Source organism: Sinorhizobium sp. B11 (assembly GCA_039725955.1).
Classification (GTDB): Bacteria; Pseudomonadota; Alphaproteobacteria; order Rhizobiales; family Rhizobiaceae; genus Rhizobium.
The window spans coordinates 2712036-2731716 of sequence record CP091034.1 but is presented as its reverse complement, the minus strand read 5'-3'; the positions used below and the strand labels follow the sequence as shown (position 1 = coordinate 2731716).

General features: G+C 63.0%; 22 protein-coding genes. 14 read left to right on the top strand and 8 right to left on the bottom strand.

All coding sequences use genetic code 11. The features are described 5' to 3' along the window. The first annotated feature begins 98 nt into the window (after positions 1-98). From LVY75_23560 to LVY75_23510, 11 genes are all read left to right on the top strand, one after another. Complete coding sequence (locus LVY75_23560; protein ID XAZ21791.1) at positions 99-1052, top strand: aldo/keto reductase; 954 nt, start codon at positions 99-101, stop codon at positions 1050-1052. 274 nt (positions 1053-1326) lie between these two features. Then, positions 1327-1503 carry a hypothetical protein gene (locus LVY75_23555; GenBank protein ID XAZ21790.1) on the top strand — a complete coding sequence of 59 codons (177 nt, stop codon included), beginning with the start codon at positions 1327-1329 and terminating at the stop codon, positions 1501-1503. A gap of 170 nt (positions 1504-1673) precedes the next feature. After that, positions 1674-1949 (top strand): hypothetical protein, encoded by a 276-nt coding sequence (locus LVY75_23550; GenBank protein XAZ21789.1) that lies wholly within the window; start codon positions 1674-1676, stop codon positions 1947-1949. A 102-nt stretch (positions 1950-2051) separates the two neighbouring features. Further along, on the top strand, positions 2052-2459 hold the full coding sequence (locus tag LVY75_23545; protein XAZ21788.1) for a hypothetical protein: 408 nt from the start codon (positions 2052-2054) through the stop codon (positions 2457-2459). Between the two features lie 88 nt (positions 2460-2547). Further along, positions 2548-3918, top strand: a complete 1371-nt coding sequence (locus LVY75_23540; GenBank protein ID XAZ21787.1) for a PepSY domain-containing protein — start codon at positions 2548-2550, stop codon at positions 3916-3918. Positions 3919-3925: 7 nt separating this feature from the next. Next, the gene (locus LVY75_23535) at positions 3926-4846 is read left to right on the top strand and encodes a copper uptake system-associated protein (protein XAZ21786.1); all 921 of its coding nucleotides are present in this window, start codon (positions 3926-3928) and stop codon (positions 4844-4846) included. Continuing rightward, positions 4843-5442 (top strand): SCO family protein, encoded by a 600-nt coding sequence (locus tag LVY75_23530; GenBank protein ID XAZ21785.1) that lies wholly within the window; start codon positions 4843-4845, stop codon positions 5440-5442. The genes LVY75_23535 and LVY75_23530 overlap by 4 nt, the downstream gene beginning before the upstream one ends. Positions 5443-5606: 164 nt before the next feature. After that, positions 5607-5972 (top strand): copper homeostasis periplasmic binding protein CopC, encoded by a 366-nt coding sequence (copC, locus tag LVY75_23525; protein XAZ21784.1) that lies wholly within the window; start codon positions 5607-5609, stop codon positions 5970-5972. Next, the gene (gene copD / locus LVY75_23520) at positions 5972-6859 is read left to right on the top strand and encodes a copper homeostasis membrane protein CopD (protein XAZ21783.1); all 888 of its coding nucleotides are present in this window, start codon (positions 5972-5974) and stop codon (positions 6857-6859) included. The genes copC and copD overlap by 1 nt, the downstream gene beginning before the upstream one ends. An 81-nt stretch (positions 6860-6940) precedes the next feature. Then, positions 6941-7765, top strand: coding sequence for an arginase family protein (locus tag LVY75_23515; protein XAZ21782.1), 825 nt, complete (start codon positions 6941-6943; stop codon positions 7763-7765). Positions 7766-8234: 469 nt separating this feature from the next. Beyond that, positions 8235-9152 (top strand): MBL fold metallo-hydrolase, encoded by a 918-nt coding sequence (locus tag LVY75_23510; protein XAZ21781.1) that lies wholly within the window; start codon positions 8235-8237, stop codon positions 9150-9152. 91 nt (positions 9153-9243) lie between these two features. Here the strand turns inward: LVY75_23510 and LVY75_23505 are convergent, their stop codons facing one another. The 3 genes from LVY75_23505 to LVY75_23495 form a co-directional block, all read right to left on the bottom strand. Then, positions 9244-9669 (bottom strand): GFA family protein, encoded by a 426-nt coding sequence (locus tag LVY75_23505; GenBank protein XAZ21780.1) that lies wholly within the window; start codon positions 9667-9669, stop codon positions 9244-9246. Further along, positions 9666-10340, bottom strand: coding sequence for an acetyltransferase (locus tag LVY75_23500; protein ID XAZ21779.1), 675 nt, complete (start codon positions 10338-10340; stop codon positions 9666-9668). Before LVY75_23500 ends, LVY75_23505 begins: the two co-directional genes overlap by 4 nt. A 174-nt stretch (positions 10341-10514) precedes the next feature. Further along, positions 10515-11006, bottom strand: a complete 492-nt coding sequence (locus LVY75_23495; GenBank protein ID XAZ21778.1) for a hypothetical protein — start codon at positions 11004-11006, stop codon at positions 10515-10517. A gap of 295 nt (positions 11007-11301) precedes the next feature. Here LVY75_23495 and LVY75_23490 point away from each other — a divergent pair, with 295 nt between their 5' ends. Further along, positions 11302-13104, top strand: a complete 1803-nt coding sequence (locus LVY75_23490; GenBank protein ID XAZ21777.1) for a tetratricopeptide repeat protein — start codon at positions 11302-11304, stop codon at positions 13102-13104. A gap of 68 nt (positions 13105-13172) precedes the next feature. Here the strand turns inward: LVY75_23490 and LVY75_23485 are convergent, their stop codons facing one another. The 3 genes from LVY75_23485 to LVY75_23475 all read right to left on the bottom strand — a co-directional run bounded on the left by LVY75_23485 (position 13173) and on the right by LVY75_23475 (position 15821). After that, positions 13173-13583, bottom strand: coding sequence for a hypothetical protein (locus tag LVY75_23485; protein XAZ21776.1), 411 nt, complete (start codon positions 13581-13583; stop codon positions 13173-13175). 130 nt (positions 13584-13713) lie between these two features. Continuing rightward, positions 13714-14910: a TCR/Tet family MFS transporter gene (locus tag LVY75_23480; protein ID XAZ21775.1), complete on the bottom strand. Its 1197-nt coding sequence runs from the start codon at positions 14908-14910 to the stop codon at positions 13714-13716. A gap of 8 nt (positions 14911-14918) precedes the next feature. Next, positions 14919-15821 carry an NADP-dependent oxidoreductase gene (locus tag LVY75_23475; protein ID XAZ21774.1) on the bottom strand — a complete coding sequence of 301 codons (903 nt, stop codon included), beginning with the start codon at positions 15819-15821 and terminating at the stop codon, positions 14919-14921. Positions 15822-16003: 182 nt separating this feature from the next. Here LVY75_23475 and LVY75_23470 point away from each other — a divergent pair, with 182 nt between their 5' ends. Beyond that, a complete protein-coding gene (locus LVY75_23470) occupies positions 16004-16657 on the top strand; it encodes a TetR/AcrR family transcriptional regulator (GenBank protein ID XAZ21773.1) in 654 nt (217 codons plus the stop codon). A gap of 306 nt (positions 16658-16963) precedes the next feature. On the opposite strand, the gene LVY75_23465 is transcribed toward LVY75_23470, so the two are convergent. Continuing rightward, positions 16964-17608 carry a pyridoxal 5'-phosphate synthase gene (locus LVY75_23465; GenBank protein ID XAZ21772.1) on the bottom strand — a complete coding sequence of 215 codons (645 nt, stop codon included), beginning with the start codon at positions 17606-17608 and terminating at the stop codon, positions 16964-16966. Between the two features lie 46 nt (positions 17609-17654). Continuing rightward, positions 17655-17951 (bottom strand): hypothetical protein, encoded by a 297-nt coding sequence (locus LVY75_23460; GenBank protein ID XAZ21771.1) that lies wholly within the window; start codon positions 17949-17951, stop codon positions 17655-17657. Between the two features lie 81 nt (positions 17952-18032). Between LVY75_23460 and LVY75_23455 the strand changes: the two genes are divergently transcribed. Continuing rightward, on the top strand, positions 18033-19577 hold the full coding sequence (locus LVY75_23455) for a DHA2 family efflux MFS transporter permease subunit (protein ID XAZ21770.1): 1545 nt from the start codon (positions 18033-18035) through the stop codon (positions 19575-19577). Positions 19578-19681: the final 104 nt, after the last annotated feature.

Genomic DNA, 19681 nt, shown 5'->3' with positions numbered 1-19681 from the left:
CCGGTGCATCAGGCTAACGGTGCGGTTTCGCTGCGCATCATGATGTCAGCACTGCCCGGGTCACAGCAAACCTGGCGGCAGAACAAGCAGGAGCGAACATGACATCAGATAATCTGGAGATCCCCCCGGTCGCACTGGGGACCTGGGCCTGGGGCGACAGCGGCGCGACCGGCGACGGCTACTTCGGCAGCCCTTTGACCCGGCACGGCCTGGAAGACATTGCCGACAAGGCGCATGCGGCCGGCTTCACCCTGTGGGACACCGCCATGGTATACGGCATGGGCCGTTCGGAGACCGTGCTCGGGGAGGTCCTGAAACGCTACGCCCGCAGCGACTACCAGCTCTCGACGAAGTTCACCCCGCAGGCTGCGGGGACCGGCGATGATCCCGTGGCAGACATGCTGGAGCAGAGCCTGGTGCGCCTCGGCACCGACTACATCGACCTTTACTGGATTCACAATCCGGCAGATGTGGCGCGGTGGACTCCCTACCTGATCCCGTTGCTCAAGAGCGGTAAGGTCAGACATGTCGGCGTCTCGAACCACAACCTCGGCGAAATCGAGTTCGCCAACCGGATCCTCGGAGAGGCCGGGTTCCGGGTCGAGGCCATCCAGAACCACTACAGCCTCCTTTACCGCGGCTCCGAGAACGCCGGCATCCTGGACTACTGCCGCAACCAGGGTATTCCGTTCTTCGCCTATATGGTGCTCGAACAGGGAGCCCTCAGCGGCAAATACAGCCCTGAGAACCCGCTGCCGGAAGGCAGCAACCGGTCGAAGGCCTATAATGGCATGCTGCCCCAGCTAAAGGCGCTGACGGGCAAGCTCGTCTCGATCGGCCAGAGCCGAGGTGCGGCAGCTTCCGATGTCGCGACAGCCTGGGCGATCGCCAAGGGCGCGACGCCGATCATCGGCGTCACCAGGCCCGACTATGTCGATGGTCTGGCCCGAGCCCGCACCATGACGCTCTCCAGCAACGATATTGCGGAACTGGAAGCGCTCGCTGACGCCGCCAACGTGAACACTCGCGGCTGGTGGGAGCAGGAAATGTGAGTTGAAGGGCAGGCTACGACAGGCCCAGGGGCAGCGCGGGACAGACCGCGCTGCCAGCGCTCTGTAGAGCTGCGGCGGCGGATCTTTTTCTGCAGCAGCAAGCTGGTCCTGTAAATCCGCAGGAAGCAGGCTTTCCCTTCGAAATGGCTTTTGAAACTGATGAGGCGGCCGAGGTTCCCGCCGGCCTGGAAGAGATTCCCTCTCTGGAACATTGCAGCTCCAGCCCCGTTGCGTTCGTCATGAAAGCCTGTCACGCGAGTCGGAGGATGAGACCATGACAAGTCCTGTCACAGCCATCAGGATCCTGGCGCCGGAACCTCCGTCGGTCCCCGTTCCGCCACCCGGAAAACCCGCTCCGCCCGTCAAGGAGCCCGCGCCGGACAAGCCTGACAATGACGAACCGTCGCCCGATCCCGGCGAGGGCGGGATACCCGTGGAGGCAGCGCCATGACGCCGGCAGCAAAATATCAGGTCAAGCATATGTCGATCTATATCGGCCTGATCGTGTCGGTGGCTGTCGTCATTACCGTCGGCGCATTCATCGCCGCCGGCTGAGGGGTTTTCTGGAACAAAGCTACGGCGGGGCGGTTCGGCTCGATCATCATCAGTGGGAGCATTGTCATGACCGGACATCCGCAAGGCGCGAATTTCGCGCTTGTGCCGTCAGGCGAGCCGAATATCTTCCACCTGACTGTCGAAGGCCAATATGTCGGAACCATCGCCGGCAGCAGCGAGAGCCTGTCGATGGCAAAACCCTGGGGGTGGCGCCTGCTGATTGCCGATGGGACGCTGGGCGATCTGCCGCTGGCCGGCCGGTCGCACAATATCGACGAAGCGCTGGCCGATGCCAGGCACGCCTACGAGCGGCATCGGGACGAGCTTTCGCATCGCATGTGAACCGTTCTCGCTGCGGCGAACGAATGTCGCATTGAGCTTTCCCTCCGATGCCGCTATCACGGATTCGATGCTGAGGTAGGGGCCTTTCGGCGCAGGGGAACGATGCAACACCGTCTGAACGGGATCGAGCAATGGCTGGTGCGCATTCTGTGCACCATCGCGCTCGTCTTCGTCGGTCTTGCACATCAGATTCCCGCCGCTGCCGAAAATGACCTGAGCCCTGCGGCGCTTGCCCAATATGTGCTGCCCGACGGTACGCTGCCCACGCTTTGCGTCACCGTCACCGACGACAGTGGCAAGGAACACGGCAAGATCGCGCATCTCAATCCGTGCGAAGCCTGCCGTATCAGTGCCTCCGTCGTGCTGCCGCAGCCTGCCGATATCACCGGTGCGCGGATTGGCTTCACGGTCGCCGTCGAACTGCCGCGCCGCGTCGAAGCCTTCCATCGCGAGCTTTTCCCGCCGAATACGGGGCCGCGTGCCCCGCCTGCCAATCCGATCCTTGCCTGAACCCGCATTGCGGCACGGGCCGTGATGCGTCCTGCAATCATGGCCGGGCCGTATTGATGCCGCCGGCCGAGGATCCGGATCTATTTCCATGTCTATCATCACTGCCACTGAGGCAGAAAACGCCGTCTCGGGCGTTTCGCTCTATCGCGCGATCTGGCGCTGGCATTTTTTCGCCGGCCTGCTCGTCATTCCCTTCCTGCTGAATCTTGCCATTACCGGCTCGCTCTATCTCTTCAAGGACGAGATCAACAATTCGGTCTTTGCCTATCGTTACGTCGTGCAGCCTGCAGGCGAGCCGCTTGCGCCGCAAAGGATCGCCGATCTGGCGGCGGCAGCCGTACCGGGCTCGGTTGCGAGTTCCTACAAGGATCCGGCAGGGCCCGACCGGTCGGCGATCGTCACGGTGTCTTCGGAGGCCGGCTCGACGCTGGTCTTCGTCAATCCCTATGACGGCAAGGTGCTGGATACCGTCGGAACGACCGAGGAATTCAATTATGTCGTCAAGCGCATCCATAGCCTCGCGCTCTTCGGGGGCATGCCCAACAAGCTGATCGAGATCACCGGCGGCTTTGCCATGGTACTGGTCGTGACCGGCATCTATCTCTGGTGGCCGCGACGGCAGGCGGGCGGGGTGGTCACCATGCGCGGCACGCCTTCGCGGCGGGTCTTCTGGCGGGATCTGCATGCGGTGACGGGCGCATTTGCCGGTATCCTGATTTTCTTCATGGCGATGACGGGCATGCCCTGGTCCGGCTATTGGGGAGCCAATGTCAATGCCTGGCTGACGAGCCACGATCTCGGCTATCCCGTGCAGCTCTGGGATGCCGTGCCGAAATCGCAGAAGGTGACCGAGGATATCCTGCCCAAGGCTGGCTGGATCGTCGAGAAGGCGCCGGTGCCGCTGTCGGAGATTGCGGCCGCGCAGTCGAAGAAGCCGATCGGGCTCGATCGGGCGGTGGAGATTGCCCGGGGTCTCGGCATGGCGCCGGGCTTCGATCTCGCCATTCCCGGCAGCGAGAGCGGCGTCTATACGGCGGCGATCTATCCTGACGACCTGGCCAACGAGCGCACGCTTCACATCGACCAGTATTCCGGCAAGCCGCTCATCGATCTCTCCTTCGGGCAGTATCCTTTCCTCGGTCGGGCGATCGAATGGGGCGTGAACGTGCATCAGGGGCAGGAATTCGGGCTCCTCAACCAGGTGCTGATGCTGGCGACCTGCCTCGCCATCATTCTCTCCTGCGTGACCGGCATCGTCATGTGGTGGAAGCGGCGGCCGGCCGGCCGGCTCGGCGTGCCACCCATGCCGCCACGGCGCTCGGTCTATTTCGGTCTGTGGACCATCGTGCTCGCCTTCGCAATCGCCTTTCCGATGAGTGGCCTCACGATCCTGCTGATGATCGCCCTCGACCAGACGGTGATCCGCTTCGTGCCGCCGCTGAAGCGCGCCTTTGCCTGAGGAGGGGATGATGAAGACGTTAGTTTCTCTCGTTCTTGGCCTGCTGATTGCGACCGCTGCGGCAGCGCAGGACACTATCCGCATCGATCATGCGGCCTCGCATTCCATGGTGCCGGGCGCCAAGGTCGGCGACGGCTATCTCGTTATCACCAATAGCGGCGGTGAGCCGGATCGGCTTGTTGCCGCAAGCTCGGATCGGGCAAGGACGGTGCAGCTGCACCAGATGACCATGGCGAACGGCATCATGACGATGCGCGAGCTGAAAGGCGGGCTCGCCATTCCGGCCGGGCAGACAATCACGCTCGCGCCAAACTACCACCTGATGTTCCAGGACGTGGCCAAGCCCTTCAGGCAGGGCGAGACGATCCGCGCGGTGCTGCGTTTCCAGAAGGCCGGTGACATCACCGTCGATTTCGCCGTCGGCAAGATCGCCGGGCCGCTCGACGATGTCGGCGGTGCCGGGGGCATGGACCATGGCAGCATGGACCATGGGGCGATGAATATGCCTGGCATGGAAGGCATGGAGATGTCGGGGCCGCCGCCTGAAGAGGCGATCCCCGAGACGCTGAAAACCATGTTCGAACGTCCGGACAAGCCGCTGACAATCCTGCCCGTGGTCGTCAGGAACGACTGGGCGATCGCCGGCTGGCAGCAGGATGGGCGCGGCGGCCGCGCACTGCTGAAGAAAGGTCATCATGGCTGGAGCGTCTTTCTCTGCAGCGGTGACGGCATCCGGGAGGCCGCAGCGCTGGAGAAGGCCGGGCTTTCGGCTGACGATGCCAGGGCGCTGGCGGCGGATCTCGCCGATGCTGAGGCCAGGCTCGACCCCAAGGTGCTGGCGACGTTTGCGAGCTTCGAGGGCACCGTCATGATGGCGGGCGAGGCAGGCGACGCCGGTCAGGGCGGCCATGAGGGCCATGGGCAATGAGACAGAAGAGCCTTGCCATCACGGGCCTTGCCGCAAGTGCGGTCTTCGTCAGCGCGCTCGTCGCGCTGATGGTTTCGCTCTATCTTTCGGAGCCGCGGACGGGGCCTTTCGACCGGCAGTTTTCGCTGGTCGACGACAGGGGCAACGTGGTCGACCAGTCGATCTTCCGGGGCCATCCGGCACTCGTCTATTTCGGCTATACCCATTGCCCGGAGGCCTGCCCGACGACGCTTTACGAGGTTGCCGACTGGCTGGGCACACTCGGTGATCAGGGCAGGGCGCTGAAGGCCTATTTCTTCTCCATCGATCCGGAGCGCGACACGCAGGAGGTGATGCATGATTATGTCACCGCCTTCTCGAGCCGGATCATGGGCATTACCGGCACGCCGGAAGAGATGAGGAAGGTTTCGGACGGCTGGTTCATCCATGCGGCGAAACTGCCGTCCGAGGACGGCAATTATCACATGAGCCATACGGTTTCGCTGCTGATGATCGGTGCCGACGGGCGGCTGAAAGGGTTGATTCCGTATGGAACGGATCGTGACGAGGCGCTGGCGAAGATCCGTGATGCGTTGCTGGGCGGAGGAGGCGCGTGAGATGGCCCGAGCATGGCGACGAGCAAGGGGATCACACCGAGTGAAAAGCGGTTCTCAGCAACAAACTCCGGCATCGAGCGGAATAAATCCGCTCTCCGACTGTCTAACTCAGCGAGGGCCAGACGCGCCATCGCCTGTCCCCATGAACCGAAAGGCATAATCCGATGTCACGACTGACCCGCATTCTCTCCGTTGCCACCGTCGCAAGCATTGCCCTTGCCGGCCAGGCATTCGCCCATGCGCATCTGAAAAGCTCCGTGCCGGCCGACAAGGCAGCCGTTGCATCCCCCAGCGAACTCGATCTCACCTTCACCGAGGAACTGAACCTCAAGTTCAGCGGCGTCACCGTCACCGGCCCCGATAAGGGCGCGGTCAAGCTCGGCGATGTCATGCTCATGGACGGCGACAAGGTGCTGATGGTGCCGGTGTCCGACAGGCTCGCGCCCGGCAGCTATACGGTCGACTGGCATGTGCTTTCGACCGACGGGCACAAGACAGAGGGCAACTTCACCTTCACCGTAAAGCCCTGATGACACCGGATATCGCCAACATCGCCTGCCGTTTCGTCTTTGACGGAGCTGCCCTGTTTCTCTGGGGCAGCGCTGCCTATCTGTGGCTGCTCGTGCCGCAGCGCCTGAGCGGCAGCATCTGGGCCCGGCTTGCGGCCTGGCGGATTGCGGCGGTGGTGCTGATCGTGCTTGCGACGCTGGTGCTGCTGCCGGTGCGCTGTGCCATGATCGGCAATGGCTGGGCAGACGGGCTGGACGGCGATGTGATGATATCGGTGATGACGGCAACGTCCATCGGTACGGCCTGGGCCTGGCAGGCGGCATTTGCCGCTCTTCTCCTTCTGGTGACATTGCTGCCGTTGCGGCGGAAGGTTGCCGCGACGGCGATCGTCTCGGGCCTGCTGCTCTGCGGCCTGTCCCTGACGGGTCATGCGGCGATGAACGACGGATGGCTGCGGGTGCTGCACCGGGCGAACGACATGGTGCATGTGCTCGCGGGCGGCGCCTGGGTGGGCGCGCTGATCCCCGTGGCGCTCGTGCTTTGCCGGCGTGGAGACGGGATGGCGGGAGCGGATGCCCTGATAGCGCTGATCCGCTTCTCGAGGGCGGGGCATGTGGCCGTGGCGCTGGTCATTTTATCGGGCGTGGCAAACAGCCTGCTGATCATCGGCGGGCTGCCGCTCGACTGGAGCGTCGCCTATCAGCGGCTGCTCTCCCTGAAGATCGCGCTTGCCATGCTGATGATGCTGATCGCCGTCTTCAACCGCTACGGGCTGGTGCCGCTGATGGGCCGGTCGCATTCGGCCGGAAAAGCGCTGGCGGCAGGGACCGTAGGGGAGATCATGATCGCCGTCTGTGTTGTCGCGCTCGTTGCCTGGTTCGGGACGCTGGAGCCTTTCCCGGGCTAGGGCAGCACCTGCAGACCGTCTCGCTTTCCGCCCGGAAACCGGCTAAACGGGAGGGAACAACACATTGCAAGGTTGCAGGCGGTGGCTGGAAAAGCTGAATACACCGTGTTCCAGGGGCGCGCAGGAGATCACAACGATCTCGCGATGCCGGGTGCCAAGGCGATCGGCGAGGAATTGCAACGCCGGACCGGCATTTCTCCGACAGTCATCGGCACTCCCGAACCCGCCACGAATGGCGGGTGGCGCGAAGAGCTCGACGCGGCCCTGCCTTCGCTCAAGAAGTTGCAGTCCCGATTTGAGGATGTGCTGGCCGCAGGCGCGGTATCGATTGCCGCCACCAGCCGGTGTGCGGTCTCGCTGGCGACCCTTCCGGCTGTTGCGAAACATCGTCCCGGGGCCTGCATCGTGTGGTTCGATGCGCATGGCGACCTGAACCCGCCGGAGGCCAGCCCCACCGGTTATCTCGGCGGGCTGGCGCTTGCCGGGCCGCTTGGCCTCTGGACGTCCGGTCTCGGTGCAGGTCTCGGCCTGGACCAGGTCGTTCTCGTCGGTCAACGTGACCTCGATCCCTATGAGCTGGATCTGATTGCGAAACACGGCATACCGCATATCAAACCCGGGGCCGATCTTGCGACCGACCTCAGGACCGCGATCGCCGGCCGTCCCGTCTACGTGCATTTTGACTGCGATGTTCTGGAGCCGGGCATCGTGCCGACAGACTATCAATGCGAAGGCGGCCTGTCGCTGGAGGATGTGCGGGCCTGCTGCGAGGTTATCGCCGAACAGGACTTCGTCGGGATAGAAATCGCCGAGTTCCAGAACGCATGGGATGCTGATGGCCCGCCGGTATCACCCGGCGCTCTGCTCGATGCTCTCGAGCCGGTTTTGGCGGCGGGCTCTCGCTAGGCGAATGCTGACCGCCGTTCGTGGGCGGGGCATCGCCATGTTCAGACGACAGACGGGAGCGAGCCCTACGCATCTGGCGCCCAACTCTGCTCGATAGCTCCTTGATAGTGGGAATGCACACGAGCCTGGCTTTGATGGCAAGGGCCTGATTTCGTTTCCTGTTTGAACCGGATGCCGATGCCTTTGAAACCGCGATCCAAAGGCCGCATCCCGTCGGCCGTTGCTTCTTAAACGTAAGTTTGGATTACGGGCGCCCGAGGGCGGCTGTACTTGTTGGGGGCAGCCACAGAAGAAGCGCTCGAAAAAGGAAGCGTCTGGAACGTGAGATTCGAGTGCCGGATCCATGCCGATATGCCACGTCTGCGTATCGGCGAATGGAGAGTGACGGGCTGATGTCCACACAACACAGGAGTGCGTGATGTCGCAGTTAGAAACAAAAGCCCGGAGCGCCGGGCCGCAGCAGACACATATGTCCTCGCAAAACGCTTCGCCCTCCGTTGGAGCGAAGATCGGCGAACTGGTTCCGTCGCGCTATGCGCTTAATATCGGCGAGATCGAGGTGATGGTGGTCAGCGACGGGGTGCTGCCGCTGCCGACCAAGATGCTCGGCCACAATGCCGACCCGGCCGTGCGGGCCGGCTGGCTGGGCGGCATGTTCCTGCCGCCGGATGCTTTCGACTGGTCGCTGAACGTGGTCGTGGTGCGCAGCGGCGACCAGACCATCCTCGTCGATGCCGGCCTTGGGATCGACCCGGACCTGAACCTGCCGCGGGCAGGGCAGCTGATCAAGCGATTGGAGGCTGCTGGCATCGATCTTGGATCGGTGACCGACGTCGTGCTGACCCATATGCATATGGACCATGTCGGCGGGCTGCTGGTCAAAGGGGTCAAGGAAAGGCTGCGCAAGGACCTGCGGATCCATGTCGCTGCCGCAGAGGTCAAATTCTGGGAAGCGCCGGATTTCTCGCACGTTTCCATGCCGCCGGGCTTTCCGGATGCGCTTCGGGCGGCTGCCAAGCGCTTCAGCACGGAATACCAGAGCCAGCTGCGGCTGTTCGACGAGGAATACGAGGTGGCGCCGGGCGTGGTCGTCTCCCGCACCGGCGGTCATACGCCCGGCCATAGCGTCGTCCGGGTGGCCTCCGGCGGCGACAAGCTGATGTTTGCCGGCGATGCCGTGTTCGCGGTCGGGTTCGAACATCCCGACTGGTTCAACGGTTTCGAGCACGACCCCGAGGAGGCGGTCCGCGTCCGCGTCCGGCTTCTGCGCGAGCTGGCAGCGACCGGCGAACTGCTGGTGGCGACCCACCTGCCGTTCCCGTCCATCGGCCATGTGGCTGTCGACGGCGACGCCTTTCGCTGGGTGCCGATCTTCTGGGACTACTGACGGGCACGGCCACGTATCCGCAATCAGCGAGGCCCGGCGAATGCCCGGGCCTCGTCTCACGCCAGCAGTGCAAAAGCCGGCGTGGCGACGCTCACTTTGCCTGTTCGAAGCGGATAATCCCGGCGACCCTTGCGGCGGAGCCGGAATCCGAGGGATGGGAGACACCGTCCATGACCTGTACCTCCGGAAAATCGAAGGGGCTGAAGCCTTCGATGCAGGCGACATTGATGCCGAACTGGTTTGGATTGGAGCGGCGCTGGTGATGGGTGTAGATGCCGCAGGTCCTGCAGAAATAATGCTTCGCCGTCCGGGTGTTGAATTGATAGAGCGTCAGGTTATCTTCGCCCTCCACGAACTCGATATCCTTGAGATCGGCAGAGACGGCGATGGCGCCGCGCATGCGGCAGTAGGAGCACGTGCAGCGGCGGATCGTGTTGAACTTATCCGCCAGCCGGACCCGGAATTTCACGCGGCCGCAATGGCAGGCCGCACTATGCTGATGTCTTTCATCGCTCATGAACGGCGATCCTCACTCTCTTGCGCAAGATGGGCAGGCTCGGACCAGCGCTCGCAGAAAGCCTCGATATTACTGGATTGAAATTCGGCGAGACGCTCCATGATGGTCTCGAACGGCCAGTCCCACCAGGCGATGACGGCAAGTTTTTCGGCTGTCGTTCGCGAGAAGCGCTCGCGGATGAATTTGGCGGGAACGCCGCCGACGACCGTATAGGGCGCGACGTCCTTGGTGACGACGGCGCCCGCCGCAAGCACGGCGCCGTCTCCGACCGTCACGCCCGGAAGCACGATGACGCCGTGGCCGATCCAGACGTCATTGCCGATGATGGCGCGGTCCGCCTTTCTGTCGGCGAAGAAAGAATGATCGCGCACGGCATCGGCGGAGTAATATTCCGGGCAATAGGTGAAACGGTGCATGGACGGGCGGTCCATGGGGTGGTTGGGCGCGCCGATCCTGACCTCTGCGGCGATGGCGCAGAATTTCCCGATCGAGGCATCGCCGACGATGCAGCGCTGGCCGAGATAGGAATAATCGCCGAGGTCGACCGTGTGCAGGGAGGTCTGCTCCAGGATCTCGCAGCATTTGCCGATGCTGGAATCCCTGAGGCTTGCCGTCGGGTGGATGACGGTTTCGGCGATCTTCGGGCGGTTTGGCTGGGTGGTCGTGTCCATGGTCAGTCTCCGGATTTCGGCCTGCCTAGCCGGGGACGATGAAGGATATGTGACGCGGCAACGTCTGGTGATCAGGGCATGTGTTCAATGCGCCGCGGCTGCCCATCCGGCGATAGTGTCGAAGTTCTCTGCGCAGAAGACGTGACCGTGGCCAATTGTCTTCGGGCAATTCTCTCACAGTCCGAAAATGATCTGGCAGGTCGAAGTATTCGACGGAAAGAACCCGTCTTCGCCAACCGGAACGACCCTGTCGCTTAGCGGTTTCACCCGCGTGATCATTCCCGATTTTGCGGTGACGGCAACGGTGCAGGATACTTCCTGATCATGTTCCGGTGAGAAGATCCGCTTGGTCAGGACCATGTTGCCGACATACTCCGTCCGGTCATAGGTTCTTGCGGGTATCCGCACCACGCGCGATCGCTGCCAGGTCAGCACAGGCGTTCCGCCTGCAGCGCTGCGGTCCGTCGGCTCCCCGAACTTGCTTTCGAATGTCGCGATCGGTTTGCCACGCCACTGGCTGTCGACCTTGGTATAGGGGGCGGTCAGGGCGGTCCCGAGGTCATCTGTAAGCTTGGCAGCCCCAGCCTGAAGAGACTTGGCCGCGCCGCAGCCGCAAAGCAGCATCGGCAAGGCGGTGATGACCATAAACTCTTTCAAAAGGCGCATTTCAAAATTCCGATTTCACAATGACTTAGTAGAGGGATTTTGGCACAGGCATTTGCGATAACGACCGATTACCAGCCGGCTCTTAACAGGCGCCAAAAACTATCGGTAAAATTGAATATCGAAAATATCCATAACTTGTAGCGGTGCAAATCCCGCTGACCAAGTCGTGTGTGCCGCTGCGACGACAACCATGCCGAAGGCGGTCACTCATCCATTCGTGTAAAACCCTATGAATTTGGTGAAATCCGCGCATATTCATCCCAGGGTACGATACTCCGCAGGAGCAACCACCACCGTGGATCGAAAGCTCGCAGCCATCCTTTCCGCCGATGTTGCCGGTTTCAGCCGCCTTACGGCGCTGGATGAGGAGGGCACGATTCATGCCCTCAACCTGTGCCTCAGCCTGATAGCCGAGATCGTGCGCGAGCATGAGGGCCGCATCTTCGGCACAGCAGGTGACGGGTTTGTCGCCGAATTCGCAAGCGCTGTTCAGGCTGTCAGGTGCGCGGTCGAAATCCAGCGGCGCCTTGCCGGCAATCCGCAGGACATGCCCGCGGAACGCCGTCTTGAATTCCGCATCGGCGTCAATCTGGGCGATGTCATCGTGTCGGGCGACGATCTGCTCGGCGACGGCGTCAATATTGCCGCGCGCCTGCAGGAGATGGCGCCGCCGTCGGGCATCTGCATTTCCGGGTCCGTGCGCGAGCATCTCTATGGCAAGGTTCCGTTCGTGCTGACGAGCCTCGGCGAACGCGCCATGAAGAACATACCCCGGCCGATATCCGTCTTTCGGGTCGACTGGCTGCTGGAGGCGCCTGAAGGCGGGGATGCCGGACCAGCGCGCGGGGCGGGGCCAGCGCAGGGGACAGGGCCAGCAACGCCATCACCTGCTCAGCGCTTCGGCAGGGACCAGCCGTCGATCGTCGTCATGCCCTTCGACAATCTCAGCGGCCAGGGCGATGAGTATTTCGTCGATGGCGTCGTGGAGGAAATCACCGCGGCGCTTTCGCGCGTTCGCGAGTTCTTCGTCATCGCGCGCCAATCCGCCTTCACCTACAAGGGCCGCTTCGTCGACGTGCATGACCTTGAGAGCGAACTCGGCGTCAATTACGTGGTCCAGGGCACCGTGCGGCGCGGCGGAGACCGCCTGCGGATCTCGGTGCAACTGGTCGACACCGAGACGCGCACGCAGTTCTGGTCCGAACGTTACGAGGGGGCGACCGAGGATATTTTCGAGCTTCAGGACAGGATCGCCGCGCAGGTCGCCGGCGCCATCCATCCGGCCATCCGCAGCGCTGAAACCGAGCTTTCGAAGCGCAAGCCGCCAAACAGCCTGCGGGCCTACGATCTCGTTATGCGCGCCTATCCCTACCTTTGGGGGCAGAGCAAGGCGACGAACGAGCGAGCGATACCATTGCTGCAGGATGCGATCGCGATCGACCCCGCTTACGGCCGCGCTCACGCCTTTCTGTCATGGTGCTACGCACAGCATCTCGGCTACATCTGGACCGACGAACCCGCGCGGGACCTCGAACGCTCCTTGAAGGCGGTCGAGGCCGCAGTGGGCTCCATCGATGATGATCCGACGGCGCTGACGGCGGTCGGCGGGGCTCTCAGCCATTGCGGCGATCAGGAGCGTGCGGCCGCCTATCTCGAAAGGGCCCTTGCGCTCGATCCGAACAATGCCTGGGCATGGGCGCGTTATGGCTGGGTTGCAAGCTACAAGGGCGAGCCCGGTGCTGCGGGACGGTTCGAACGGGCTCTGACGCTGAGCCCGGCAGACCCGCTGACATTCAACATGCGGATGGGCATGGCCCTTTCGCTCGCCATGGCAGGTTCCCTTTCCGAGGCAGTCGCCATCGCCCGCGAGGTCGTCAACAAACATCCTGATGTCACCTGGTGTTACCGGATGATGGCGGCCTGGGCGGCGATGAGCGGCGACCTGACGACGGCCAGGTGGGCCGCTGGTAAGCTGCTGCAGATCGAGCCTCACTTTACAATCGAGCGATATCTGTCGAGGCCCGTGTTTCGGGGCGTGCCGCAATGGGCAGACCGGACGGCCGAGGGCTTGCGGGAGGCGGGGCTGCCCGAGCGCTAACAGCGGCTTTGGACATGCAAGGCGAGCCCGGGCGCTAGCCACGACCACCTATTGCTTATCGACGTGACCTATCTCAATTCGTAGCATTTTGAGGAGACATGGAGTGTCGCTCCCCAATCCTGCTGAGCCATGGTGGCAAAGTTGCCGTAGTGTAGTTCGTCGCCGTAGTTCCAAATGCAAAGCACTATGGTTTCACTACTATTGAAAGCTAGTCCGACCGCAATATTGTTGCCGTCCAGAACCTCGTTCACCGTCACGATCTCGCAGCCTAAGATCGCATCGTCGAAGTGGTCTGTAAGCTGCTGAACTTCAATCTTCCCAAGCTCTGCCATATCGGCAGGACCTTCGAGAGGTTGATCATCCACGGTTATGCTCTCTCCATCACTGGAACCGCGTATTCTGATTGCAGAATTATTGGAAAGCTCGACGCGGATGGCGACGGGATTTGCCCGATCAACATTTCCATCGAAGCTAAACAAGTCTGCGCAAATCGACCGTATCTTCATTTGACTATGATATGCATACTTCATGTGATGCGGACAAGAATGGCGTCTCGCGGCAGGCAGGACTGCCCGAAAGCTGCCAGCGGCTTTGGGTCACGCAAAGTCCTCAAGCATTTACGGCCTCTCCAATGGCACGGGTTCTCGTGCTCATCAGCACCAACGGCACTGCGACTGCATAAAGCGCGATCACCGAGAGCCAGATGCCGCCCGGCCATTTCTCCCGCGTGAGAAAATAGAGGGCTGAGAAACCGAGCGGCGCGATGATCGAGGCGAGGCTGATCGTGGAGGCGAGCAGGCCCTGCAGCTCGCCCTGCCGGTCGGGAGCGACCTTGCTTGTGGCAAGCGCCTGGAAGGCGGGGTTGCCGATGCCGACGAGGGTGAAGACAGGCATGATGGCGAAGATCATCCAGCCCTGGTTCGCGAAGGCCATGACAACAAGGGCGAGGCAGGCAGCGGCGATGCCTGTGAGCACCGACCAGCGCTCGCCGAGCAGGCGGGTGGCGGGGCCGGGGAGGAAGGCCTGGCAGACGGTCTGGCAGATGCCGAAGGCGCCGAGCGACAGGCCGATCGAGACGCCGTTCCAGCCGAAGGCATCGAAACCCCAGAGCGCCCAGCAGGTGCCGTAGGATTCGCCGGCCGCGCTGAAGACGAAATAGACCAGCACGATCGGCAGCAGTGCCTTCATCGAGACGAGCCGTTTGAAGGGCGCAAGCGGATTGAGGGCTGCGATATTTATCGTCCGGCGGGAGGGCGCCCGGGATTCCGGAAGGACGAAGAGGGCAAGCAGCAGGTTTGCGGCGTTGAGCACGGCGGCGGCGATGAAGGGCAGGCGCAGCCAGTAATCGCCGAGCAGGCCGCCGAGGACCGGTCCAATGATGAAACCGGCGCCGAACATGGCATTGAACAGGCCGAAGCGACGGGCGCGCTGATCGGCGGGCGAAATGTCGGTGATATAGGCGGATGCGACCGACATGTTGGCGCTGGTGAGGCCAGCGATGGCGCGGCCGGCAAAGAGCAGGGAGAGCGAGGGCGCAAAGGCCATGATGACGTAATTGACGGCAGCGCCCGCAAGCGAAATCAGGAGCACCGGACGGCGGCCGATACTGTCGCTGAGTGCGCCGAGCACGGGGGCGAAGACGAATTGCATGGCGGCATAGAGCGCGGTCATGATGCCGATATAGAAGGCGATATCGGCTGAATGCGTCACCTCCTGAAGCAGGCGGGGGAGGATCGGGAAGATCAGGCCAATGCCGACGGCATCGAGGCAGATGGCGGTGAAGATGACGATGAGGGGTCTGTTCATGGTCTGACTCATGGGGAAATGATGAGTTTGCCGGTGACGCGGCCGGCGGCGCTGACGGTCTGGGCAGCGGCCGTCAGTTCGAGCGGAAAGCTTCGCTCGATGTGCAGCCGGAACTGGCCCCTGGAATAGAGCCGTGCCACATCGGCGAGCACTCGTTCGGGCTCCTTCGGCGGGCCGTGCGAGAATTTCGCGCCATATTCCTCCGCCGAGAAATCGGCGACGGACAGCACACGGGCGGGATCGCCGGTCAGTGCGATCAGCTCGGGGATGATGCCGGAGCCGGCGATATCGAGCGCCGCATCGATCCCCTCGGGCGCGAGCTGGCGCACGCGATCGGCGAGGCCCGGCCCGTAGGTCGTCGGGATGGCGCCAAGGCTCTTCAGGTAATCGTGTTTCTGCGGGCTTGCCGTGCCGATTACGGTAATGCCCCGGATGCGCGCCAACTGGATTACGGCCGAGCCGATGCCGCCGGCGGCGCCGCTGACGAGCAGCGTCTCACCGGCTTCGATGCCAAGCTCATCGAGGCCGCGCCAGGCGGTCTCCGATATCACGGGCAGGCCGCCGGCGATCTCGAAGGGCAGGTCGTCGGGCTTGTGAACCCAGTGGGTGAGGATGGCATATTCGGCCATCGTGGCCCGGCCATAGCCGAAGACGGCATCGCCGACCAAAGTGCTCGCGACGCCGGCGCCGACTTCATCGACGATGCCGGAGGCCTCGACGCCGACGCGGGAGGGAAAACGGACGTCCTCGAAAGCGCGATATTGTCCCTCGCGCCGCTTCCAGTCCGAGGGATTGACGCCGGCTGCACGCACCCTGATGCGCAGCTCTCCGGGGCCGGGATGCGGTGGATCGATCTCGACGATATCGAGGACTTCGGCGCCGCCATAGCGGCTGAACTGAATGGCTTTCATTGGGGATTCTCCTTTCGGCGGATGCAGACAAGGCTCGACCGATCGCGGTCCCGGGCACGGATCCACGTCCATCTGCTATCGATGTACCGCATATTAATTTGTACTGAGTACAGTAATAGGCTGCGAAACACTGCCTGTCAACATAGGTGTACTCAGTACATGAATCCTGTTATGGAAGCCGCATGACGACGCCATCAGACGAAGCACCCTCGGATCGCAGATCCCGCAAGCGCCTTGCGACCCGGCGCGCCATCTCGCTTGCCGCCGACCGGCTGTTTTTCGAGCGAGGCTTCGAGAATGTAACGGTCGATGAGATTGCGGCGGCCGCCGATGTCGGGCGAATGACAGTCTTCAACCATTTCCCGCGCAAGGAAGACATGTTTTTCGATCGCGACGAGGAGGCGCGCGAGACACTTCGCGAGGCCTTGCGGCAGCGCGATGGCGGGGTGCCGCCGATCGAGGCATTGCGGCTGCTGGCGCATCAGCTTGTGCGACAGCAGACGCCTTATCTGCTGTTTTCGGCGGCGAGCCAGACTTTCATCGAGACGGTGGAAAACAGCGAAACGCTGAAGGCGAGGGCGCGGGCAATCCGGGACGAGATTGCGGGGGAACTGGCAGTGGCACTTGCCGAAACTGCGGGGCGACCGGCTGACGATCCCGCGGCAAGGCTTGCGAGCGCAATGCTGCTTGCCACCTGGAGCGTCGCCTTCATCGAGGCGCACCGAAGCTTCCGGCAGCACGGCGATACGGGGAAGGCGAAGGCCCTGTTTCTGGAACTCACCGACCAGGGCAGTCTTGGCGTGAAGGCGTCGCTCGAGGGTACGCCTTACGCCTGAGGCGGAGGCCACGAGCCGGAATCAAAAGGGCGCTCGACCCTTGCGGGGAGCGCCCTTGTCCTGTGAAGCTCGAACGCGGCTCGACCGACGTCGATACCAAGCGCAAGTTCGTTTTCAGGTGAAGCCGGGATATGATGCTCGTCACGACCGATTGCAAGAGGCAGGTTCCGGAAATCTTGATTATTTTGTCCTGGCGTTGCTCTCATCGGTCCGGCAGCCGTTTGCCCCGGTACTTGCGGTAAGGTGCGCCTCGGGCCGCCGACGCTGGTAAAGGCCGCGGTAATCGCCTGCCTGACCAGGAAAGGCCTAGGGCCAGAGGCTTTCGCGCCGCCAGCCGGCCTTTTCCCGCCGATAGAGCAGGCGGTGATGCAGCCGGTCCTCTGCACCCTGCCAGAACTCCACCTCATGCGGCATGGCGATGAAGAGCTGCCAGTTCGGCGCCACGAGATCCGGCTCGGCGTGGATGCGCCGGACCTGTTCGTCGATGGCGGCGTGGAGTTCGCTGCGGGAGGACAGCGGCTCGCTCTGCCGGCCGGCAAGGGCTGCGGCCCGTGCACTTGCCGAGCGGCTGCGGAAATCGGCCATGCGCTCCGGCTCGCCGGCTTCGAAAGCCGTGCCGCGCAGCCGCACCTGGCGGCCGAGCGCCGGCCAGTAGAAGGTCAACGCAACGTAAGGGTTGAGGGCGATCTGGCGGCCCTTGGGGCCGTTGCCTGACGTTGCGAAATGCCAGCCCCTGGCGTCGAGGTTTTTAAGGATGAGAAGGCGGGCATCGGGCGCGCCGTTCCCGTCCACCGTCGAGAGCACCATGGCATGCGGTTCGCGGATGCCTGCCGCTATCGCATCGCGCAGCCAGTCGGAGAAGAGAACGCGCGGGTCGTCGGGCACGGCATCGGCATCGAATGGCGGGAAGGGGCCGGCAAGCGAAGCCAGCGCGCGCAGTTCATCCTTCATGGCATTTCCTCTTGCGGTCGTGCGGGCGTGGTCGTGCCGGAGCCGTTCACGGCAGCGCTGTTGTTCCCGAATGGATCAGATCGTTTGTGCGGGGGGCATGAAACATGCTTTGCGGCAATGTGAAAACCGATATGATCGAACACATGATGTTCGCAAAACGCACATGGTGCGGCTTGTCACCCATGCATGGCTGCCGCGAACGGAAGCGCCGTTTTTCGATGGCCGGGCACGGCCTGCTCAAGACCCATGCGCCCGTCGTGACGCGGCTGATAATGGGGTTCCGCAGCGCGTCATCGGCGCGGCGAAGCGGCTCCTGCCATTGTGTTTTGGCATGCCGCGCCATGCCCTGCTATTGTCGCCTGCCATGCGTTGATTCCGGCCATCCAGGCCGCGCCTGAGAACGACGCTTTTGCAGGATCATTGCATGCCCGACCGGTCTCAAACCGTTTTATCAGCAGTTCCCCACAGCCTCCGGTGGATCGGCTTCATGGCGATGTGCCTCGGCATGTTCATGGCCATCCTCGACGTTCAGGTCGTCGCGACCTCGCTGCCGACCATCCAGTCGGCACTCGGTATCCATCCGGATCAGATGAGCTGGGTGCAGACTGCCTATCTCATCGCCGAAGTGGTGGCGATACCGCTGACGGGTTTTCTCACGCGCCTGTTGACGATGCGCTGGCTCTTCGTCGTGTCGCTGTCGCTCTTCGTGATCGCCTCGGCGGGCTGTGCGGCGAGCGACAGTTTTGGCGGGCTCGTCGCGTGGCGGGTCATCCAGGGATTTTCCGGCGGCACGCTCATTCCCTCGGTGTTTTCGGCCGTCTTCATCCTGTTTCCGGACGAACGGCAGGCGCTGGCGACGACGATCGCCGGCGTTCTGGCAGTGCTTGCGCCGACCATCGGGCCGATCGTCGGCGGCTGGCTGACCGAGACCTATTCCTGGCACTGGCTGTTCCTGATCAATATCATCCCCGGCATTGTCGCGGCACTCGTTGCCATGCGCGCGCTTCCGCGCGACGGCGTCAATCTCTCCGAGCTGTGGCATCTCGATATCGTCTCGCTGCTCCTGATGGCGGCGAGCCTTGCGGCACTGGAACTCGGCCTGAAGGAAGCGCCGACGAGCGGCTGGACCTCGCTTTACGTCGCCGGCCTCATCTGCCTGTCGGTGGTTGCGGGAGCTGTCTTCGCGTGGCGGTCGCTGCATCGCGCCTTACCCGTGGTCGAACTCGGGAATTTCGGGGACAGGAATTTTCTGGCGGGTTCGGCCATGAGCTTCATTCTCGGCATCGGCCTCTTCGGCTCGGTCTATCTCATGCCGGTCTTTCTCGCCTTCGTGCGCGGGCACAACGCGCTCGAAATCGGCATGACGATGCTGGTGACGGGCATCGCCCAGCTCATCACCGCGCCGATCGCGGTGGCGCTCGAAAAGCGGATGGATGCGCGGTTGCTGTCTGCGGCCGGTTTCACGCTTTTTGCCATCGGCATCGGCATGAGCGCCTTTCAGGACCCGCAGACCGATTTCGACGCGATGTTCTGGCCGCAGGTCATCCGCGGCACCGCCATCATGTTCTGCCTGCTGCCGCCGACGCGCCTCGCGCTCGGCACGCTGCCGCCGGAGCGCATTCCAGACGCCAGCGGCCTGTTCAACCTGATGCGCAACCTTGGTGGGGCAATCGGCATCGCACTGATCGACACTATCGTCTATACGCGCTCGGGACCGCTCGGCGACAGCCTCTGGGAGCGGCTGAAGGCGGGGGACACGGGCATTGCCGCCTTTGTCGGCGCACCGCTGCAGGCGGTCGCGGGCCACCACGGCGAGTTCGACGCGGAAACGACGGCGATGCTCGATCCGCTGGTGCAGACGGCGGCGAGTGTTCAGGCGATCAACGAGGCATGGATGGTGGTTGCGGTGCTGACGGCCTGTGCGCTGCTGTGGGTGCCGTTTGCGAGGAAGGTAAAGGTGGCCGGGTGAGGGGCCGCGTGACGGACTGAAAAATTGCCAGTGCGATGGTCGAAATGCCAGATCGCCATCGCCTTTGCAGATGACGTCAGGCGGTCATTGTCACCGAACGTCGC

Bases quoted from the DNA above. Each gene is read 5' to 3' on its own strand.
- LVY75_23555 (XAZ21790.1), top strand. From the start codon at position 1,327: ATGACAAGTCCTGTCACAGCCATCAGGATCCTGGCGCCGGAACCTCCG.
- LVY75_23500 (XAZ21779.1), bottom strand. From the start codon at position 10,340: ATGGACACGACCACCCAGCCAAACCGCCCGAAGATCGCCGAAACCGTC.
- LVY75_23455 (XAZ21770.1), top strand. From the start codon at position 18,033: ATGCCCGACCGGTCTCAAACCGTTTTATCAGCAGTTCCCCACAGCCTC.
- LVY75_23505 (XAZ21780.1), bottom strand. From the start codon at position 9,669: ATGAGCGATGAAAGACATCAGCATAGTGCGGCCTGCCATTGCGGCCGC.
- LVY75_23510 (XAZ21781.1), top strand. From the start codon at position 8,235: ATGTCCTCGCAAAACGCTTCGCCCTCCGTTGGAGCGAAGATCGGCGAA.
- LVY75_23535 (XAZ21786.1), top strand. From the start codon at position 3,926: ATGATGAAGACGTTAGTTTCTCTCGTTCTTGGCCTGCTGATTGCGACC.
- LVY75_23545 (XAZ21788.1), top strand. From the start codon at position 2,052: ATGCAACACCGTCTGAACGGGATCGAGCAATGGCTGGTGCGCATTCTG.
- LVY75_23530 (XAZ21785.1), top strand. From the start codon at position 4,843: ATGAGACAGAAGAGCCTTGCCATCACGGGCCTTGCCGCAAGTGCGGTC.
- LVY75_23460 (XAZ21771.1), bottom strand. From the start codon at position 17,951: ATGGCGCGGCATGCCAAAACACAATGGCAGGAGCCGCTTCGCCGCGCC.
- LVY75_23550 (XAZ21789.1), top strand. From the start codon at position 1,674: ATGACCGGACATCCGCAAGGCGCGAATTTCGCGCTTGTGCCGTCAGGC.
- LVY75_23470 (XAZ21773.1), top strand. From the start codon at position 16,004: ATGACGACGCCATCAGACGAAGCACCCTCGGATCGCAGATCCCGCAAG.
- LVY75_23480 (XAZ21775.1), bottom strand. From the start codon at position 14,910: ATGAACAGACCCCTCATCGTCATCTTCACCGCCATCTGCCTCGATGCC.
- LVY75_23465 (XAZ21772.1), bottom strand. From the start codon at position 17,608: ATGAAGGATGAACTGCGCGCGCTGGCTTCGCTTGCCGGCCCCTTCCCG.
- copC (XAZ21784.1), top strand. From the start codon at position 5,607: ATGTCACGACTGACCCGCATTCTCTCCGTTGCCACCGTCGCAAGCATT.
- LVY75_23560 (XAZ21791.1), top strand. From the start codon at position 99: ATGACATCAGATAATCTGGAGATCCCCCCGGTCGCACTGGGGACCTGG.
- copD (XAZ21783.1), top strand. From the start codon at position 5,972: ATGACACCGGATATCGCCAACATCGCCTGCCGTTTCGTCTTTGACGGA.
- LVY75_23540 (XAZ21787.1), top strand. From the start codon at position 2,548: ATGTCTATCATCACTGCCACTGAGGCAGAAAACGCCGTCTCGGGCGTT.
- LVY75_23475 (XAZ21774.1), bottom strand. From the start codon at position 15,821: ATGAAAGCCATTCAGTTCAGCCGCTATGGCGGCGCCGAAGTCCTCGAT.
- LVY75_23495 (XAZ21778.1), bottom strand. From the start codon at position 11,006: ATGCGCCTTTTGAAAGAGTTTATGGTCATCACCGCCTTGCCGATGCTG.